This window comes from Pseudomonas sp. CDFA 610 (assembly GCF_021147865.1).
GTDB classification, from domain to species: domain Bacteria; phylum Pseudomonadota; class Gammaproteobacteria; order Pseudomonadales; family Pseudomonadaceae; genus Aquipseudomonas; species Aquipseudomonas alliivorans.
Genome location: NZ_JAGTPM010000008.1, coordinates 65861 through 84588, shown reverse-complemented (window position 1 = coordinate 84588; position 18728 = coordinate 65861). Strand labels below are relative to the sequence as shown.

Genomic DNA, 18728 nt, shown 5'->3' with positions numbered 1-18728 from the left:
CGATTCATGAAACTACGTGGCCTGTATGCCATTACCGACAGTCAGTTGCTGACAGGCAGATTCCTGTCTTACGTTGAAGCCGCCCTTGACGGCGGCGTGGCGCTGCTGCAGTACCGGGACAAAACGGAAGACGAATCGCGCCGCCTGCGCGAGGCGACTGAACTGCTCAAGCTGTGCGAGCGCTACAAGACCCGGCTGATCATCAATGACGATGCAGAATTGGCTGCGCGTCTGGGTGTCGGTGTGCACTTGGGGCAGACCGACGGCTCACTGCCCGACGCGCGCGCGCTGCTGGGACACAAGGCGATTGTCGGCGCGACCTGCCACGGCAAACTGGAGCTGGCCGAGCGCGCCAAGGCCGACGGAGCGACTTACGTGGCGTTCGGACGGTTCTTCAGTTCGCAGACCAAACCGAACGCGCCTGCCGTACCTCTGGACCTGATCGCTCAGGTCCGCGCCAAGGTACACCTGCCTATCGCTGTCATCGGCGGCATCACCCTTGAAAACGCCCCGCAACTGGTCGAGCACGGCGCCGACCTGCTGGCCGTCGTTCACGGACTGTTCGGCGCGCCAACCCCTCAGGAAGTCACCCGCCGGGCCCGGGCCTTTACTGAACTGCTGGCCAGCGGGCGCTGAGCGAAGCACGGTCTCGCTGTCACCGGACTTCGGGAGGCGGCTTGCCGGCGATGGCGTCATTTCAGTCACTGACAGGGCGCCTGTTAAAACATCTCGCCGGCAAGCCGCCTCCCACAAACAGTTTTTCTTCAGAACGTCATTCATCGTTTTATGAGGACGAAGTTCAAGCCTGCCCCACCAGCTTGAATTCAAAATCCGGCATGCCGGTCGCGTTCTCCAGCGCCAGCAATGCGCGCTTGCGGTCGACGCCACCGGCGTAGCCCGTCAGATCGCCACCCGCGCCGATGACCCGATGGCACGGCACGATGATGGAGATCGGGTTCCTGCCGTTGGCCGTTCCCACTGCCCGTGAGTGGCCGGGGCTCAATCCCATCTTTCTGGCCATCGCCCCGTAGGAAATCATCTCGCCATAAGGGATGCGCGTCAGCTCCGCCCAGACCTGCTCCTGAAAAGGCGTACCGCGCATACGTAATGGCACATCGAAGACCCGGCGCTCGCCGCGAAAGAACTCGGTCAACTGCTCCTGCGCCATCCGCACCACTCTGGGCACGTGCTGGTCGTCGGGCATCATTACCAGACCTGGATAGTGCTTCTGGCCGATGAAGTAAACGCCGGTCAACGCATCGTTCTCGATGCGCAAGGCGATATCGCCCAACGGGCTTGAAAGCAGGTAGCCGGGAATCATGATGGTGTCTCCTCACGTTGATGCCAGACATGCACGGTCGCGTAGGCTCGCCACGGCGCCCACTGACTCGCATGTTCGTTGAGTTGCGCGGCCGTCGTGCAGCCCAGGCGTTTTTTGAGCACCGCATCGCCTTCGGGAAACGCATTGGGCCAGCCCAGGGCGCGCATGGCAATGTATTGCACTGTCCACTCGCCGATACCGCGAATGTGCCGAAGCGCAGCCAGGGTTTCGTCCAGCGGCACCAGCGGTTCAAGCAGGATCCGCCCCGTCGCCACTTCCTGAGCGACCGCGATGATCGCCTCGGCGCGAATGCGGATCAGGCCGGCGGCGATCAGGTCTTCGTAGTGCAGCGTTGCGATGGCCTGTGCGGTCGGGAACGCATGGTGCAGCCCGAATGGCGAATCGCTGACCGGAGTGCCGAACCGTTCGGCAATCCGCCCCAGAATCGCTCGGGCATTGAGCACCGATATCTGCTGCCCGACAACAGCCCGCACCGCAATTTCGAAACCGTCGAACGCACCGGGAACACGCATGCCGTGCAGATCACCAATCAGCGGCCCAAGGTGCGCATCGACCAGATCAGGTCGACAGCCAGTGTCGAACACCCGTCGTACCCGCCCTAGCACCACCGCGACCGCCGATTGCAACGAGGCCGACATCGTCACCACCAGGGCATGCCGCTGCGGCGCATCGGTGACGGTGATCCAGCCGGAGACCTTGCGTCCCGCATGCTCGACCTCGATAACCCGCGCATAAATCTCATCGCCCACATGCTCGACTCCGGCAATGCAGCGATGCGCGAGAAACGCCAGCACACCTTTCCATGAAAACGGCGGCCGGTAGGACAGCTCGAAGCGCAGCCCTGCGTCTTCGGTTTTGTGCACTGCCTTCCTCAGGCGCATCGGATTCAGGCCATAGCACGCCTGAAAGACATCGTTGAAACGCCGCACGCTGCCAAAGCCGGCCGCCAGCGCCACCTCGGTCATGGACAATCCGGTATCAGTCAACAGGCGCTTGGCGATCAATAAACGTTGCGTCTGGGCGAAATCGATCATCGAGACGCCAAACTCGGCTTCGAAAATCCGTCGCAGGTGCCGCGCCGTGACGCCGACTCGCTCAGCCAGCGCATCCAGCGTTCTACCGCTCAGAAAGCCCTCTTCTATCAACCGGGCCGCGGCCTGCGCCAGCCTGCTCGACATGTCCAGCAGACTTTGCCCCGGTGCGAGCTCCGGACGGCAACGCAGACACGGGCGAAACCCTGCCTGTTCGGCAGCCGCAGCCGTTCTGTAAAAACTGCAGTTTCTGGCCTGCGGCGCACGCACCGGGCACATCGGCCGACAATAAATGCCGGTGGACGAGACGCCCATGAAAAACCAGCCGTCAAACCGGCGGTCCCTGGCGATAAATGCGGCGTAGCAAATGGCGGGGTCGAGAGTGTTCATGAGCAGACTCTATTCCAGGCTCCGGCAAAAGTCTGGCTGAATTCGGACATGTGCATCTGACCGGCGCTCATCATTTGTTATAGTGGCGCCTCCTGCGCTTTCTCTGGCTTACGCCAATCCAATAAAGCAGTCACTGCTCACCTCGGCTGACGCCAGCGTAGACCCGACTTCCCCGTTTCAAAGCAGAGACCCGATCATGTCCCGTTCCGAAACACTGTTCGCCAATGCTCAAAAACATATTCCCGGTGGCGTGAACTCGCCGGTTCGTGCGTTCAAGAGCGTGGGTGGCACGCCGCTGTTCTTCAAGCACGCTGCGGGCGCTTACGTGACTGACGAAGACGACAAACGCTACGTTGACTACGTCGGTTCATGGGGCCCGATGATTCTCGGCCACAGCCATCCGGAAGTGCTGGACGCCGTGCGCAGCCAGTTGGAGCATGGCCTGTCCTACGGCGCACCGACCGCCATGGAAACCGAAATGGCCGATCTGGTCTGCTCGCTTGTGCCCTCCATGGAAATGGTGCGCATGGTCAGCTCCGGCACCGAAGCCACCATGAGCGCTATCCGTCTGGCACGCGGCTACACCGGCCGCGACAGCATCATCAAGTTCGAAGGCTGCTACCACGGCCACTCCGACAGCCTGCTGGTCAAGGCCGGTTCCGGCGCGCTGACCCTGGGTGTGCCGAGTTCGCCCGGCGTGCCTGCAGCCTTTGCCAAACACACCCTGACCGTGCCGTTCAACGACCTGGAAGCCGTGCGTGAAATGCTCGCGCAAGTGGGCCAGGAAGTCGCGTGCATCATCGTCGAGCCGGTGGCCGGCAACATGAACTGCGTACCGCCAGCGCCGGGCTACCTGCAAGGTCTGCGCGACCTGTGCGACGAGCACGGCGTGGTGCTGATTTTCGACGAAGTCATGACCGGTTTCCGCGTGGCCCTGGGCGGCGCTCAGGCGTATTACGGCGTGACGCCAGACCTGAGCACCTTCGGCAAGATCATTGGCGGCGGCATGCCGGTCGGCTGCTTCGGCGGCAAACGCGAAATCATGTCCCACATCGCCCCGCTCGGCCCGGTCTATCAGGCAGGCACGCTGTCAGGCAACCCGCTGGCCATGGCCGCAGGCCTGACCACGCTGCGTCTGATCAGCCGTCCGGGCTTTCACGATGAACTGAGCGATTACACTCGTCGCCTGCTGGAAGGCCTGCAACAACGCGCCGATGCCGCAGGCATTGCGTTCGTGACTACACAGGCGGGTGGCATGTTCGGCCTGTACTTCAGCGACGCAAAGGAAATCGTCACCTTCCAGGACGTGATGACCAGCGACGCCGATCGCTTCAAGCGCTTCTTCCACCTGATGCTTGAAGGCGGTGTGTATCTGGCACCGAGCGCATTCGAAGCAGGCTTCACCTCCATCGCGCATGGCGATGCCGAGTTGCAGCTGACGCTGGACGCTGCCGAAAAAGCCTTCGCGGCCCTTAAATAAGCGGCTGAGGACCATGTGTGCGGGCGAGGTTGCGCCCGCACGAATCATATCCATGAATGAAACTGAACGTTGTTGCAGCAATTAGCTTCTACACTGCAAGGCGATTGACGTGATCAATCGACGCGAACATGGGAAACGACTGTCTTGCTTCAGGGTTTTCGCCTTGTGATACACAGGCTTTTACTGGCCGTGCAGCAGAAAATCCGTAAAGACTTTGTAAGGTTGGCTCTGCTTATTTCATAATGCGCAGCCAGCACGTTTAGCTGGTCGGGCACGCCCGCACCTTTTTCAGAGGTAAGTCGACTTCCATGAACCGCACCGGCCGCACCCTTGCATTGGGCTGCCTGTTGCTTGTCTATCCTCTGCTGGCTACTGCCGGCAGCAACTCGTTGTTGATCCCAGCGATGGGTCGCTGCACCCTCAATACTCAGCCAGAGAACCTGCCCGCTGCAATTGCAGCCTGTCAGCAGGCCGCTCAGGCAGGGGATGCGCAGGCGCAATACGAGTTGGGTGAGTTCTATTACGAAGGCAAGAATGTTCCTCGCGATCTGCCACAGGCCCTCGGTTATTTCGAGCAGGCTTCGTTGCAGGGTCACGCGCAGGCGCAATATCAGCTGGGCCTGATGTTCAGTCGCGGCGAAGGTGTGCAGGCCAATAACATTCAGGCTTATATCGTACTGAAGATGGCGGCGGTCAATGGCTCGGAAGACGCACTGGACGCGGCGGACGAAGTGTCGGCAAAAATGAAGCGTGACGAGCTGGAAGTCGCCACTCAGGTGCTGGGACAGATTTTCCGCAAATACTTGATGGAGCTGCAGACGGCCGAAGGTCGCAGCCCGTTCTCTCCATTGCCCTGATTGATTGTCTTCAGGGCAACAGCCTCGACGCTCTTGCTATTTTTCCGGCATCGGCATGGGAAACGGCATCACGTTGCTGACACCTCGTGCCTCGCTGATCTTCGGCGTGCCCATACGCTCGACTTCATCGATACGCACGATCGAGTGCATCGGCACGAAACTGCGCACCACACCTTCGAACTGAGCCTTGAGCTTTTCTTCGCTCGGGTCGACCACCACTGTCGTGCGCTCGCCGAAGACGAATTCTTCCACTTCCAGAAAACCCCACAGATCGCTTTGATAGATCTGCTTGGCGTACATCTCGAACACCTGGCCCTGGTTGAGGAAAATCACCTTGTAGATTGGAGCTTCGCGTTTGGTCATGGTTGGCAGGTAACGATTCGCGGATGAAAAGGGGCACGCACTATAGCATGCCCGTCGGATCGCCCCTAGGAACCCAAGCGTATCGCCCCTATAATGCGCGGTTCTTTGAACCAGCTGATGATCACGAATGGCCAAGAAGCTTTATATCGAAACCCACGGTTGCCAGATGAACGAGTACGACAGCTCGCGCATGGTCGATCTGCTGGGCGAACATCAGGCCCTGGAAGTCACCGCCCGCGCGGAAGACGCCGACGTGATCCTGCTCAACACCTGCTCGATTCGCGAACGCGCCCAGGACCGGGTCTACTCCCAACTGGGCCGCTGGCGCGAACTGAAACTGGCCAACCCGGAAATGGTGATCGCCGTCGGCGGTTGTGTGGCCAGTCAGGAAGGCGCGGCCATCCGCGACCGCGCGCCCTATGTGGACGTGGTCTTCGGCCCGCAGACCCTGCACCGCCTGCCGGAAATGATCGACGCCGCACGTATCACGCGCCTGCCACAGGTTGACGTCTCGTTTCCGGAAATCGAAAAATTCGATCACTTGCCCGAACCTCGCGTCGATGGCCCAAGCGCTTACGTGTCGGTGATGGAGGGCTGCAGCAAGTACTGTACATTCTGCGTGGTGCCTTACACCCGCGGCGAAGAGGTCAGCCGACCGTTCGATGACGTGCTCACCGAAGTCATTCATCTGGCGGAAAACGGCGTGCGCGAAGTCACGCTGCTCGGTCAGAACGTCAACGGTTATCGCGGCGTCATGCATGACGGGCGTGTCGCAGACCTGGCCGACCTGATCCGCGTCGTCGCCGCTGTCGATGGCATCGACCGCATTCGCTACACCACGTCGCACCCGCTGGAATTCTCCGACAGCCTGATCCAGGCCCACGCCGAAGTGCCGGAGCTGGTAAAACACCTGCATCTGCCGGTGCAATCAGGCTCTGACCGTATCCTGGCGGCCATGAAGCGCAATCACACCACGCTGGAATACAAGTCCAAGCTGCGCAAGCTCAAGGCCGCCGTGCCGGGCATCTGCATCAGTTCCGACTTCATCGTTGGCTTTCCGGGTGAAACCGAGAAAGACTTCGAAAACACCATGAAACTGATCGAGGACGTCGGTTTCGATTTCTCGTTCTCGTTCGTCTACAGCCCGCGCCCTGGCACACCGGCGGCCGATTTGAAAGACGAAACGCCGGAAGCCCTGAAGAAAGAGCGTCTGGCTGCGCTGCAACACCGGCTCAACCAGCAGGGTTTCGAAATCAGCCGACAGATGGTCGGCAGCACCCAGCGCATTCTGGTGACCGACTACTCCAAGAAGGACCCCGGCGAGCTGCAGGGCCGTACCGAGAATAACCGGATCGTCAATTTCCGCTGCGACAACCCGAAACTGATCGGCCAGTTCGCCGATGTGCATATCGATGACGCACAACCTCATTCCTTGCGCGGATCTCTGCTTCAATAACCCTTGCGCCCCGTCACGGAACGAATGGCCGAATGAATTCGTTTCCGTGCGGTCCCTACCATTGAGCACGGTGAATCCTCTACGCAGAAGGCAAGGCTTTCGCCTGACCATCGCCAGGGAGTATTCTTCAATACATCTCAATTGCCGCCGGACGGCCATTAAAAGACCTTGAACGCACCCATAGAACCTCATCGTTTTACCCTCGAACCCTTCGAGGCCCATCGTTTCGCCAATCTGTGCGGGCAACTCGACGAGCATCTGCGCTTGATCGAACAACGCCTGGACATCGAGATCCGCAATCGCGGCAATCAATTCGAGCTCATTGGCGACGCCAAACACACCACTTCGGCCGAAAATCTGTTGCGCCGTCTGTACCGGGAGACCAAGGGTACCGACCTCACGCCGGACATGGTTCATCTGTTCCTGCAGGAATCGGGCGTCGCCGGACTGGATAACCACCCGGCCGCCGAAGTCGGCGTTGCGCTACGCACCAAGAAAGGCATGATTCGCCCGCGCGGTATCAACCAGCAGCGCTACGTCAAAGAGATTCTCGGCAACGACATCAATTTCGGCATCGGCCCTGCCGGTACCGGCAAGACGTACCTTGCTGTCGCCTGCGCGGTCGATGCGCTGGAGCGTGAGCAGATCCGCCGCATCCTGCTGGTGCGCCCTGCAGTTGAAGCGGGTGAAAAACTCGGCTTCCTGCCCGGCGACCTGGCCCAGAAGATCGACCCATATCTGCGACCTCTCTACGACGCACTCTACGAGATGCTCGGCTTCGAGGTCGTGGCCAAGCTGATCGAGAAACAGGTCATTGAAGTGGCACCGCTGGCTTACATGCGCGGACGCACCCTTAATAACAGCTTCATCATTCTCGACGAAAGTCAGAACACCACTGTCGAGCAGATGAAGATGTTCCTGACCCGTATCGGCTTCGGCTCCACCGCCGTGATCACCGGCGACATCACTCAGGTCGACTTGCCCAAGGGCACCAAGTCGGGCCTGACGCATGTCATCGATGTGCTCAAGGACGTGCCGGGCATCAGCTTCACGCACTTCAAGCCCAAGGACGTGGTTCGTCACCCATTGGTGCAACGCATCGTTGAAGCCTATGAGCGCTTCGATGATCGCTTCAGCGACGGCTCGTCGAGCAACACCAGTTACTCACGGGACAAGAACCGCGATGCTTGAGCTGGACCTGCAAATCGCAAGCGAAGCCCCTGCGCCGACCGAAGCCCAGTTCCGCCTCTGGTGTGAAATGGGCCTGCGCCAGCGCAGTGCCGACTCTGAATTGACCATCAGACTGGTCGATGAGGTTGAAGGACGTGAACTCAATCACACCTGGCGGCACAAGGATTACGCCACCAACGTGCTGTCCTTCCCGGCAGATGTACCGGATGACATGCTGGATATCCCGTTGCTGGGCGATCTGGTCATCTGCGTACCGGTGGTGAATCGCGAAGCGACTGAACAACACAAGGCCGTGGACGCCCACTGGGCGCACATGGTGATTCATGGTTGTCTTCATCTGCTTGGTTACGACCATATCGATGATGAAGAAGCCGAAGAGATGGAAGCGCTGGAACGAACGTTGCTTGATGAGTTGGGCTATCCCGACCCTTATGCCGACGACGACACCGAACCTCAACATTCAGAAACATCAAGCAAGGACCACGAGTAAGGGCTATGAGCGAAGACCGATCGAGCAACGGACAAAAGTCATGGCTGGGTAAACTGACCCAGGCTTTTGTCCATGAGCCGAAAAACCGCCAGGAGCTGCTTGAGCTGCTGCGCGAAGCCCACCAGAACAAATTGCTGGACAGCGAAGCGCTGGCCATCGTCGAAGGCGCCATTCAGGTTGCCGACCTGCAGGTGCGCGACATCATGGTGCCGCGCTCGCAAATGATCAGCATCAAGGCGACCCAGACACCCCGCGAATTCCTTCCTGCTGTCATCGATGCAGCGCACTCGCGCTATCCGGTGATCGGCGAGAGCCACGACGACGTCCTCGGCGTGCTGCTGGCCAAGGATCTGCTGCCGCTGATCCTCAAGCCCGACGGCGACAGTGACGATGTCAGGAAACTGCTGCGTCCGGCGACTTTCGTGCCGGAGTCCAAGCGTCTCAATGTGCTGTTGCGCGAATTTCGCGCCAACCATAACCACATGGCCATCGTTATTGATGAATACGGCGGTGTGGCGGGTCTGGTGACGATTGAAGACGTGCTGGAACAGATCGTCGGCGACATCGAGGACGAGCATGACGTCGAGGAAGACAGTTTCATCAAGCCGCTGCCCAGCGGTGACTTTCTGGTCAAGGCCCTCACGCCGGTCGAAAACTTCAACGAGTTCTTCGACAGCGCGTTTTCCGACGAGGAATTCGATACCGTCGGCGGACTGGTGATGAATGCTTTCGGCCACCTGCCAAAGCGCAACGAAATCACCGAAATCGGTGCCTATCGTTTCCGCATCCTGAGCGCAGACAGCCGTCGCATCCACTTGCTGCGCCTGAGCCCCATCAATCGCCCGTAAAACCACCCTGATGCCGCTTTAAGGAACCAACATGCGCTGGATTACGCGTCCCGGCTGGCCCGGCAACCTGCTGGCCGTCGTCGCTGGCGGACTCACGACCCTGGCATTGGCCCCGTTCAATATCTGGCCTTTGATTCTGGTAGCCGTCGCGGTTTTTTATCTGGGGCTGCGCGAGCTGAGTCCGCGTCAGGCGCTGGGTCGAGGCTGGTGCTACGGCTTTGGCCTGTTCGGCGCAGGCACCAGCTGGATCTACGTCAGCATTCACACCTACGGCGGTGCTTCGGTGCTGCTCGCAGGGTTGTTGATGCTGGCGTTCATCGCCGCCATCGCGCTGTTCTTCGCCCTCCCCGCCTGGGTGTGGGCGCGCTGGTTGCGGCGCAACGAAGCGCCACTGGCCGACGCGCTGGCATTCGCAGCGCTGTGGTTGGGCCAGGAAGCGTTTCGCGGCTGGTTTCTCACCGGTTTCCCCTGGCTGTACTCCGGCTACAGCCAGCTCGACGGACCGCTGTCGGGACTTGCACCGGTGGGCGGCGTCTGGCTGATTTCATTCGCACTGGGTCTGACCGCTGCATTGTTGTGCAACCTGCACCGCTTGCGGGCGCGTCAATCCTTCCTGGCGATTGGCGTGCTGCTGTTGCTGGCTCCCTGGGTCGCCGGACTGGCGCTCAAGGGTTACGCATGGACATCGCCGTCCGGCAAGCCGCTGAAAGTGGTCACCATGCAAGGCAACATCGAGCAAAGCATGAAGTGGGACCCGCAAAAGCTGAACGATCAGTTGGCGCTTTATCGCGACATGACCTTCAGGTCGCAACAGGCCGACCTGATCGTCTGGCCTGAAACCGCTGTACCGGTTCTCAAGGAAAGCGCCGAAGGTTACCTGTCGATGATGGGCAAGTTCGCCTCCGAGCGCGGTGCGGCGCTGATCACCGGCGTGCCCGTGCGTGAGCTGACCGGGCGTGGCGAATACCGTTATTACAACGGCATCACCGTGACCGGCCAGGGTGATGGAACCTACTACAAGCAAAAACTCGTTCCATTCGGCGAGTACGTGCCGCTGCAGGACGTTTTACGCGGGTTGATCGCGTTCTTCGACCTGCCGATGTCGGACTTCGCCCGAGGCCCGAGCGATCAGGCGCTGCTGCAGGCCAAGGGTTATCACATCGCGCCCTTCATCTGTTACGAGGTGGTCTATCCCGAATTTGCAGCAGGCCTCTCGGCCAAAAGCGATCTGTTGCTGACGGTCAGCAATGACACCTGGTTCGGCACCTCGATCGGCCCGCTGCAGCATTTGCAAATGGCCCAGATGCGCGCGCTTGAAGCGGGGCGCTGGATGATCCGCGCCACCAACAATGGCGTTACCGGGCTGATCGATCCGTTCGGCAGGATCACGGTGCAGATCCCGCAGTTCGAGCGTGGCGTTTTGTATGGCGACGTAGTGCCGATGCAGGGCCTGACACCTTACCTGCACTGGCGTTCGTGGCCTCTGGCGATTGTCTGCCTGCTGCTGTTTGGCTGGGCTTTGCTGGCGGCACGCATTGCCAAGACGGTCTGATCGGGTTTCAGAGCAATCCCGGGCTGCGGGATTGCTCCTGACTACTGCTCAAGGGTAAATCAGCGGATAGACCAGCAACCCCATTGCTTCGTTGAGCAGCACGCCGCTCTGCATGAATACCCGACTCTCGGGCAGCCAGCCGCCAAACGGCCGGGCATTGTCCACGCCCAGAAACCCCACGGGCGCACCCACCACGGTAAAACCGGCCTTTTCGAAACTCCAGCGCGCCCTGGGCATATGCCAGGCCTGCGTCACCAGCACCACCCGCCTGATACCTTGAGCCTGCAGGATCCCGGCCGTCAGCGTAGCGTTTTCCCAGGTCGTCCGGCTGAGACCTTCCTGCCAGCGTACCGCAACGCCGAAATCATCCTGCAGCGACTGAGCCATGATCGCGGCTTCGCTGGGCGGCTCGTCATAGTGCAGGCCTCCGGTTGTCAGCACCGGCAGCCCGGACGCCCTGGAAAGGCGTGCCGCCAGCCGCAGCCGCTCCAGACCAATGCCCGTCGGCACATCGCCACCCCAGGTCGGCGAGTGACGCTCCCGCCCGCTGCCCAATACCACAATCGCGTCAGCCTGCTGCGCCAGACTTGCCCACTGGGCCTGCGGCAAAGGCGGGACCTGCTCCATTCTGCCTGCGGCCCACTCCACGACGACCGGCAGGCTCATCAGCCACAACCCGCCAAGACCGGTTACGAAGCACACGGCCGCAAGCCGTGGCCATGAGCGGCGCAACCACCAGGCCAGAATCAGCAGCAGGAACAGAATGCCGGGCGGCAACAGAAGGGTCTTGAGCAGGTAGCGCAAAGGCATCGGACATCTCCAGAGATGCCCGAAGCCTAAAAGGTTTGAAGCTAAGCAACAATGCTTACAAGGCAGGCCCGCAGCCTGCAGTGGGAAAGCCTGATCGTCGTATCAGTGGTTGCGGCCTGACCGCATCGATGTCCTGCCATGCTTTCGATCTTTCAGCCAGATGATAGTGGCTGATCGTCCGGGCGCTCTGGCCAAACCGCTCTGTTCCAGTGATAGCGTGAAACAGCCCTTTGACTTACCTTTGACAGCCCCGTTTGCCGCCATTGCACCCTTTTCAAGGTAGGCCTCGATCAACTCGAACTCGGCACTGCTCAACCCTTTGAGCTCAAGTACGGCAGGCGACTCGTTTCGGAGCCTAACCGCAGTACTTGCCATTTCAAGAGCAAGCCCGAGACGATCGATCAAACGTTCATACAGCTCATAAGTACTTACTGCGTGCTGCAACTCTGTCATCCGCTCACCTCATTGAAGATAGAACATACCCTCGAGAATGAGCTTAGCGCCCGCGCCGGAACAGGCAGATAAGTGCGACCAACGGCCAGAGACGGCGGTTGGACGGGGCCGTGGCTGCCGCGCATAGCAATCAGGACTCCCTCGATAGACGGCGCTCATGTATGCTACGACGCTTCCTGCCATTCCACTTCCGCTCTCTTGAGCCTGTACGCACCGCACAGACAGTTGCAATTGTCCGGCAAGCGGTGCAGACCTGACTCGGCGTAGCAATGAAGAGGTCAAGGGTCACTAATCTTTAGTCAAAAGTAGCCATGCACGAACTCTATCAGCCCCGCGAAATCGAAGCCGCCGCCCAGACCTTCTGGGAAGAGCAAAAGTCTTTTGAAGTCAGTGAACAGCCAGGCAAGGAAACCTACTATTGCCTGTCGATGTTCCCTTACCCCAGCGGCAAGCTGCACATGGGTCATGTGCGCAACTACACCATCGGTGATGTGATCTCCCGCTATCAGCGCATGCTGGGCAAGAACGTCCTGCAGCCACTGGGCTGGGACGCTTTCGGCATGCCGGCGGAAAACGCGGCCATCGACAACAACGTCGCACCGGCCAAGTGGACCTACGAAAACATCGATTACATGAAGACCCAGCTCAAGAGCCTGGGCCTGGCCATCGACTGGTCGCGTGAAATCACCACCTGCAAGCCTGACTACTATCGCTGGGAACAATGGCTGTTCACTCGCCTGTTCGAAAAAGGCGTGATCTACCGCAAGAACGGCACTGTGAACTGGGACCCGGTCGATCAGACCGTTCTGGCCAACGAGCAGGTCATCGACGGTCGCGGCTGGCGTTCGGGCGCGCTGATCGAGAAGCGCGAAATCCCGATGTACTACTTCAAGATCACCGCCTATGCGGACGAACTGCTGGAGAGCCTCGACGAACTGCCGGGCTGGCCTGAACAGGTCAAGACCATGCAGCGCAACTGGATCGGCAAGTCCCGAGGCATGGAAGTGCAGTTCCCGTACGACCCGACCAGCATCGGCGAAGCCGGTACGCTGAAAGTCTTCACCACCCGTCCCGACACGCTGATGGGCGCGACCTACGTGGCAGTGGCTGCCGAGCACCCGCTCGCGACCCTGGCGGCGAAGGAAGACGCGCAACTGCAAGCGTTCATCGATGAATGCAAAGGCGGCAGCGTCGCTGAAGCCGACGTCGCGACTCAGGAGAAGAAAGGCCTGCCGACCTCGCTGTTCGTCGAGCACCCGCTGACTGGCGAGAAGCTGCCGGTCTGGGTCGCCAACTACGTATTGATGCACTACGGCGACGGCGCGGTCATGGCTGTGCCGGCGCACGACGAGCGCGACTTCGAGTTCGCCACCAAGTACCACTTGCCGATCAAGCCTGTGGTACGTACCAGTGCGGGCGACGAAAGCCCGGCGCCGTGGCAGGAAGCCTATGGCGAGCACGGCCCGCTGATCAACTCCGGCGAGTTCGACGGCCTGGACTTCACCGCCGCGTTCGACGCAATGGAAGCTGCGCTGGTCAAGAAAGGACTGGGCCAGTCACGCACCCAGTTCCGCCTGCGCGACTGGGGCATCAGCCGCCAGCGGTACTGGGGTTGCCCGATTCCGATCGTGCATTGCGACACCTGTGGCGACGTTCCGGTCCCGGAAGATCAACTGCCTGTCGTGCTGCCCGAAGATGTCGTGCCGGATGGCGCAGGTTCGCCGCTGGCGCGCATGCCTGAGTTCTACGAGTGCACGTGTCCGAAATGCGGCGCACCGGCCAAGCGTGAAACCGACACCATGGACACCTTCGTCGAGTCGTCCTGGTACTACGCCCGCTACGCTTCCCCGCATTACGAAGGTGGCCTGGTCGAGCCGAACGCAGCCAACCACTGGCTGCCGGTCGATCAGTACATCGGTGGTATCGAACATGCCATCCTGCACCTGCTGTACGCACGCTTCTTCCACAAGCTGATGCGCGATGAAGGTCTGGTGACGTCCAACGAGCCGTTCAAGAACCTGCTGACCCAGGGCATGGTCAACGCCGAAACCTACTTCCGCATGGAAGCCAGCGGCAAGAAGACCTGGATCAACCCGGCCGACGTGACGCTGGAGCGTGACGCCAAGGCCAAGGTCGTCAGTGCCAGGCTGACCAGCGATGGTCTGCCAGTCGAAATCGGCGGCACCGAAAAAATGTCGAAGTCGAAGAAAAACGGCATCGACCCGCAGACCATGATCGATCAGTACGGCGCAGACACCTGCCGCCTGTTCATGATGTTCGCCTCGCCCCCTGACATGAGCCTGGAATGGTCCGATTCCGGCGTTGAAGGTTCGAGCCGCTTCCTGCGCCGCGTATGGCGTCTGGCACAGGCCCATGTCGCGCAGGGCGCGCCCGGCACACTGGATATCGCCGCGCTGAGCGATGATCAGAAGGCTGTACGCCGTTCGATTCATCAGGCGATCAAACAGGCCGGCCAGGATATTGGTCAGAACCAGAAATTCAACACCGCCATCGCTCAGGTGATGACGCTGATGAACGTGCTGGAAAAAGTCCCGCAGGCCACCACACAGGATCGCGCACTGCTTCAGGAAGGACTGGAAACCGTCACCCTGCTGCTGGCGCCGATCACGCCGCACATCAGCCACGAGTTGTGGAAGGAACTGGGCCACACCACGCCAGTCATTGATGCTGGCTGGCCTGCGCTGGATGAAAGCGCTCTGGTACAGGACACGTTGCAACTGGTGATTCAGGTCAACGGCAAGCTGCGCGGTCACATTGAGATGCCTGCAAGCGCCAGCCGTGAAGAAGTGGAAGCCGCTGCCCGGATCAACGAGAACGTCCTGCGCTTCATTGATGGCCTGACGATCCGCAAAGTCATCGTTGTGCCAGGAAAACTGGTCAATATCGTCGCCAGCTGATGAGATCGGGCACCCGGCAGACCGGGTGCCGAACATATTTCCAGGGGACGCGAAGTCGGCCCACAAGGATTCAAGGGGAGCACCAAGATGATCAAACGCAATTTGCTGGTGATGGGCCTTGCCGTTCTGCTGAGTGCCTGCGGCTTTCATCTGCGTGGTACTGGCACGACCGAGCTGGCTATCAAGGAACTGGATGTCAGCGCGCGCAATGCCTACGGCGAAACCGTCACTCAACTCACACGCGTACTGACCAGCTCGGGCGTGAAGGTCTACACGGGAGCACCTTACAAACTGGTGCTGGTCAATGAGGCTGAGACTCAGCGCAACGCGACGTTCAGCGGTTCGGGCCGTACTTCCGAATACCAGTTGACCAACACGCTTACGTACGAAGTGCGCGGCGAGAAGGATCGTTTTCTGCTGGGCGACAAGGTTAGTGCGGACCGTTCCTACGTTCACGACGGCAACAACCTGACAGGCTCCGACCAGGAAGCGGCTCAGGTCCGTGGCGAAATGCGCAACGAGCTGATTCAGAGAATGATGGCGCGTCTCCAGCAACTCACGCCGTCTCGTCTGGACGAACTGCAGGCCAAGGCCGACGCGGTCGCCAAGGCTGAAGCGCAAGCGCTGGAAGAAGCTCAGCGCATTCGTGACGAAACACCTCAACAGTCGCCTGTTGAAATCCCGAACAGGTAAGTGTCCGGGGGCCGGTTCGCCGGCCCCGGCATTCTCTCGACGATGAAACTCGCCCCCGCCCAACTCGGTAAACACCTGCAAGGCACGCTCGCACCGGTCTACGTGATCAGTGGTGACGATCCGCTGCTGTGCCAGGAAGCTGCCGACGCCATCCGCACTGCGGCTCGCCAGCAAGGGTTCGACGAACGCCAGGTGTTCAGCGCCGATGCCAGCTTTGACTGGGGCACGCTGCTGCAGGCCGGTGCCAGCATGTCACTGTTTGCCGAGCGTCGCCTTCTTGAATTGCGCCTGCCCTCCGGCAAGCCCGGCGACAAGGGTGCCGCAGCACTGATCGAATACTGCGCCCGTCCTGCCGAGGACACGCTGCTCCTGATCAGCCTGCCCAAGCTGGACGGCAGCGCGCAGAAAACCAAGTGGGGCAAGGCGCTGGTCGAAGGCGCGCAAACCCAGTTCGTGCAGATCTGGCCGGTGGACATCGGCCAGTTGCCGCAATGGATTCGCCAGCGCCTCTCACAGGCGGGGCTTGCGGCGACTCAGGATGCGGTCGAACTGATCGCCGCACGTGTCGAAGGCAACCTGCTGGCCGCGGCGCAGGAAATCGAAAAGCTCAAGCTGATGGCCGAGGACGGGCAGATCACCGTCGAAACCGTGCAGGCCGCTGTGGCCGACAGTGCACGTTTCGATGTGTTCGGCCTGACCGATGCCGTGCTCAATGGCGAAGCGGCACATGCCTTGCGCATGCTGGAAGGGCTTCGCGGCGAAGGGGTCGAAACGCCTGTGATTCTCTGGGCTCTCACCCGCGAGCTACGTGCATTGGCCAATATGTCCCTGTCATTCAGCCAGGGCGTTCCCATGGACAAGATTTTCAGCTCGGCCCGCCCACCGGTCTGGGACAAACGCAAACCGCTGATGAGCAAGGCCTTGCAACGTCATTCGGCAAAACGCTGGAGCCAGTTGCTCATGGATGCGCAACGCATCGATGCGCAGATCAAGGGCCAGGCAGCAGGTTCGCCATGGAGCAGCCTGAGCCGGCTTGCGCTGTTGATGGCCGGACAACGATTGCCGTTGCCAGCGGAGTAATCCCGTGTCAGACGTATTCTTTCAGCTCTTTTTCGAAATCCCGCTTCGCTATATCTGCTATCCCATCGGCTGGCCGGTCGTGCGCATCGTGACGTGGGGGAAATACCCGAAGAAAGGCTCCTGGCTCAAAGACAACTGGCAAGCCGGATGGACCAGCGCCACTGGATTCGTGATGCTGGTGTTTTCTATCGTCGCACTGTTCGTGCATTGACCAAGTGGCTGCTGTCAGCCACAGCAAAAACCGTCAAACGAAGCGCAGCCGGCCTGACAGAAGCGATTTTCAGGCGCCCGCGACTCTCTGCGCTTTTTACTTCTCCCCTTCATTCAGGCTAAATGGCGGGGTTGATTACCCGCACACGAACGGAACCTGTGATGTCCCAACGACACACGACATCGGTCTGGATTGCCTGCTTTGCAGTGCTGTTCAGTCTGCTGGCCATGCCACTGTCACCCAGCACGCCACGCGCGGCCGGGGAGCAGATGCTGTGGGGGACGTTCTGCAGTGGTGGCGGTACCCGATTGGTCGCCATTCCACTGGTCGAAGCGTCGCAAGGCATGCCTGACGATCAACAGCATCGGTCCACGATGCAGCACTGCCCATGCTGCTCGGGGTCGGTGTTTGTCGTCATCCCGCCCGGTTTCAGTCATGGGCTGGTCGCGCGGCTGGAGCCCGACCGCTTTGCGCCTGCGATCTTCCTGATCCATGCTTCGCCGCGCCTGCAATGGCCGAGCGCCAATCCGCGAGCCTCCCCGCCGGTCTGATACACCGTTTGTTCGTGCCCCGATGCACCTGAATGGATTGACCGGAGAACCCCGATGCTCAAGAAAGCCCTCCTGCTGGCCGCGCTGTTGCTGCCTGCCTGTTTTGCCCACGCTCACCAGTACACCGCTGGCCAGATCATGATTGCCCACCCCTGGTCGATGGAGCTGCCACCCAACGCCCCGACCGTGGCCGCCTATTTCGTGCTTGAAAACAAAGGTGACACAGCAGACCGTCTGGTCAGCGTCGATACCCCGATTGCCGGTCAGGCACAACTGCATCAGCACATCCAGGCGGACGGTCTGATGAAGATGCAGCAGGTGCAATCCGTGGACGTGCCTGCCGGCGCCACCGTGACCTTCGCGCCCATGGCGTGGCACGTGATGCTGCTGGATATCAAAGACCGTTCGAAGCTGATCGTCGGGCAACGCTTCCCGATGACGCTGCATTTCGAGAAGGCGGGAGATGTCCAGGTGCAGGTCGTGGTACAAAAGCAGGCTCCCGAACACCAGCACTGAGTAGCCTTCCCGATTGAGCGCGATGCGCCGAGTCCGCGAACGATCAGCCGTCCCGGTTAAACACCGGGCCGCGTGGCTGAGCCTGTTCGCCATGTTGATGATCTTCATCGGTCCACTGATCTCCCAGTCGATGCCGATGGATCAGCACGCCGGCATGTCGATGCCGCCTGCCATGTCGATGGACATGGGCAGTTCGGCCAACAGCCACGCGCACCATGGCAGCGAACACGCCACGGCGGCTGACGCGGGCGCGGGCGACCATGCGCTGTGGGCCAAATGCGGTTACTGCACACTGCTGTTCAGTTGCCCGGCGCTTCCCTATGTACCTGTGGTGGTCGCAGCGGCTGTGCTGCGCCATGCGGACTATTTCACCGCGCAGACCCGGCTCGGGCATGCGCAACGGGCCATTTTCCCCAATGCCCGAAGTCGGGCACCGCCAACGCTTTTCACAGACTGGAACCAGAAAATTTCATGACTCGCACGCGGCCCAGGCTGC

At 60.4% G+C, this 18728-nt stretch carries 20 protein-coding genes; 15 read left to right on the top strand and 5 right to left on the bottom strand.

Going from position 1 to position 18728, the window contains the following annotated elements; all coding sequences use genetic code 11:
- Positions 1-6 precede the first annotated feature (6 nt).
- Complete coding sequence (gene thiE / locus KDX39_RS16135; protein ID WP_231661042.1) at positions 7-636, top strand: thiamine phosphate synthase; 630 nt, start codon at positions 7-9, stop codon at positions 634-636.
- A gap of 163 nt (positions 637-799) precedes the next feature.
- Here thiE and KDX39_RS16130 read toward each other — a convergent pair whose 3' ends face one another.
- Positions 800-1321, bottom strand: a complete 522-nt coding sequence (locus tag KDX39_RS16130; protein WP_231661041.1) for a methylated-DNA--[protein]-cysteine S-methyltransferase — start codon at positions 1319-1321, stop codon at positions 800-802.
- Positions 1318-2763, bottom strand: coding sequence for a DNA-3-methyladenine glycosylase 2 family protein (locus KDX39_RS16125; protein WP_231661040.1), 1446 nt, complete (start codon positions 2761-2763; stop codon positions 1318-1320). The genes KDX39_RS16130 and KDX39_RS16125 overlap by 4 nt, the downstream gene beginning before the upstream one ends.
- A 196-nt stretch (positions 2764-2959) precedes the next feature.
- On the opposite strand from KDX39_RS16125, the gene hemL reads away from it, so the two are divergent.
- Positions 2960-4243, top strand: coding sequence for a glutamate-1-semialdehyde 2,1-aminomutase (hemL, locus tag KDX39_RS16120; protein WP_099229574.1), 1284 nt, complete (start codon positions 2960-2962; stop codon positions 4241-4243).
- Positions 4244-4551: 308 nt separating this feature from the next.
- Positions 4552-5100: a tetratricopeptide repeat protein gene (locus KDX39_RS16115; protein ID WP_231661039.1), complete on the top strand. Its 549-nt coding sequence runs from the start codon at positions 4552-4554 to the stop codon at positions 5098-5100.
- Positions 5101-5136: 36 nt separating this feature from the next.
- Here the strand turns inward: KDX39_RS16115 and KDX39_RS16110 are convergent, their stop codons facing one another.
- Positions 5137-5463: a DUF1820 family protein gene (locus KDX39_RS16110; RefSeq protein ID WP_024688009.1), complete on the bottom strand. Its 327-nt coding sequence runs from the start codon at positions 5461-5463 to the stop codon at positions 5137-5139.
- A gap of 127 nt (positions 5464-5590) precedes the next feature.
- Between KDX39_RS16110 and miaB the strand changes: the two genes are divergently transcribed.
- The 5 genes from miaB (at position 5591) to lnt (ending at position 11000) form a co-directional block, all read left to right on the top strand.
- A complete protein-coding gene (gene miaB, locus KDX39_RS16105; protein ID WP_210042799.1) occupies positions 5591-6919 on the top strand; it encodes a tRNA (N6-isopentenyl adenosine(37)-C2)-methylthiotransferase MiaB in 1329 nt (442 codons plus the stop codon).
- Between the two features lie 168 nt (positions 6920-7087).
- The gene (locus KDX39_RS16100) at positions 7088-8110 is read left to right on the top strand and encodes a PhoH family protein (protein ID WP_099229571.1); all 1023 of its coding nucleotides are present in this window, start codon (positions 7088-7090) and stop codon (positions 8108-8110) included.
- Positions 8103-8600, top strand: coding sequence for an rRNA maturation RNase YbeY (gene ybeY, locus KDX39_RS16095; protein ID WP_231661038.1), 498 nt, complete (start codon positions 8103-8105; stop codon positions 8598-8600). The genes KDX39_RS16100 and ybeY overlap by 8 nt, the downstream gene beginning before the upstream one ends.
- Positions 8601-8605: 5 nt before the next feature.
- Positions 8606-9448: an HlyC/CorC family transporter gene (locus KDX39_RS16090; protein WP_099229569.1), complete on the top strand. Its 843-nt coding sequence runs from the start codon at positions 8606-8608 to the stop codon at positions 9446-9448.
- Positions 9449-9479: 31 nt separating this feature from the next.
- Positions 9480-11000: an apolipoprotein N-acyltransferase gene (gene lnt, locus KDX39_RS16085; protein WP_231661037.1), complete on the top strand. Its 1521-nt coding sequence runs from the start codon at positions 9480-9482 to the stop codon at positions 10998-11000.
- A 48-nt stretch (positions 11001-11048) separates the two neighbouring features.
- On the opposite strand, the gene KDX39_RS16080 is transcribed toward lnt, so the two are convergent.
- On the bottom strand, positions 11049-11810 hold the full coding sequence (locus KDX39_RS16080; RefSeq protein WP_184321733.1) for a YdcF family protein: 762 nt from the start codon (positions 11808-11810) through the stop codon (positions 11049-11051).
- Positions 11811-11912: 102 nt separating this feature from the next.
- Positions 11913-12263 (bottom strand): hypothetical protein, encoded by a 351-nt coding sequence (locus KDX39_RS16075; protein ID WP_231661036.1) that lies wholly within the window; start codon positions 12261-12263, stop codon positions 11913-11915.
- A gap of 311 nt (positions 12264-12574) precedes the next feature.
- Between KDX39_RS16075 and leuS the strand changes: the two genes are divergently transcribed.
- From leuS to KDX39_RS16040, 7 genes are all read left to right on the top strand, one after another.
- On the top strand, positions 12575-15181 hold the full coding sequence (gene leuS / locus KDX39_RS16070) for a leucine--tRNA ligase (RefSeq protein WP_231661035.1): 2607 nt from the start codon (positions 12575-12577) through the stop codon (positions 15179-15181).
- An 87-nt stretch (positions 15182-15268) separates the two neighbouring features.
- The gene (locus KDX39_RS16065) at positions 15269-15874 is read left to right on the top strand and encodes an LPS-assembly lipoprotein LptE (protein ID WP_231661034.1); all 606 of its coding nucleotides are present in this window, start codon (positions 15269-15271) and stop codon (positions 15872-15874) included.
- Between the two features lie 42 nt (positions 15875-15916).
- Positions 15917-16954, top strand: a complete 1038-nt coding sequence (holA, locus tag KDX39_RS16060) for a DNA polymerase III subunit delta (protein WP_231661033.1) — start codon at positions 15917-15919, stop codon at positions 16952-16954.
- 4 nt (positions 16955-16958) lie between these two features.
- Entirely contained in the window at positions 16959-17165 is a 207-nt protein-coding gene (locus KDX39_RS16055) for a hypothetical protein (RefSeq protein WP_231661032.1), read from the top strand.
- 161 nt (positions 17166-17326) lie between these two features.
- The gene (locus KDX39_RS16050) at positions 17327-17716 is read left to right on the top strand and encodes a DUF2946 domain-containing protein (protein ID WP_231661031.1); all 390 of its coding nucleotides are present in this window, start codon (positions 17327-17329) and stop codon (positions 17714-17716) included.
- 54 nt (positions 17717-17770) lie between these two features.
- Positions 17771-18232 (top strand): copper chaperone PCu(A)C, encoded by a 462-nt coding sequence (locus tag KDX39_RS16045; RefSeq protein WP_231661030.1) that lies wholly within the window; start codon positions 17771-17773, stop codon positions 18230-18232.
- Positions 18233-18245: 13 nt separating this feature from the next.
- Positions 18246-18707 (top strand): DUF2946 domain-containing protein, encoded by a 462-nt coding sequence (locus KDX39_RS16040; protein ID WP_231661029.1) that lies wholly within the window; start codon positions 18246-18248, stop codon positions 18705-18707.
- The last annotated feature ends 21 nt before the right edge of the window (positions 18708-18728 follow it).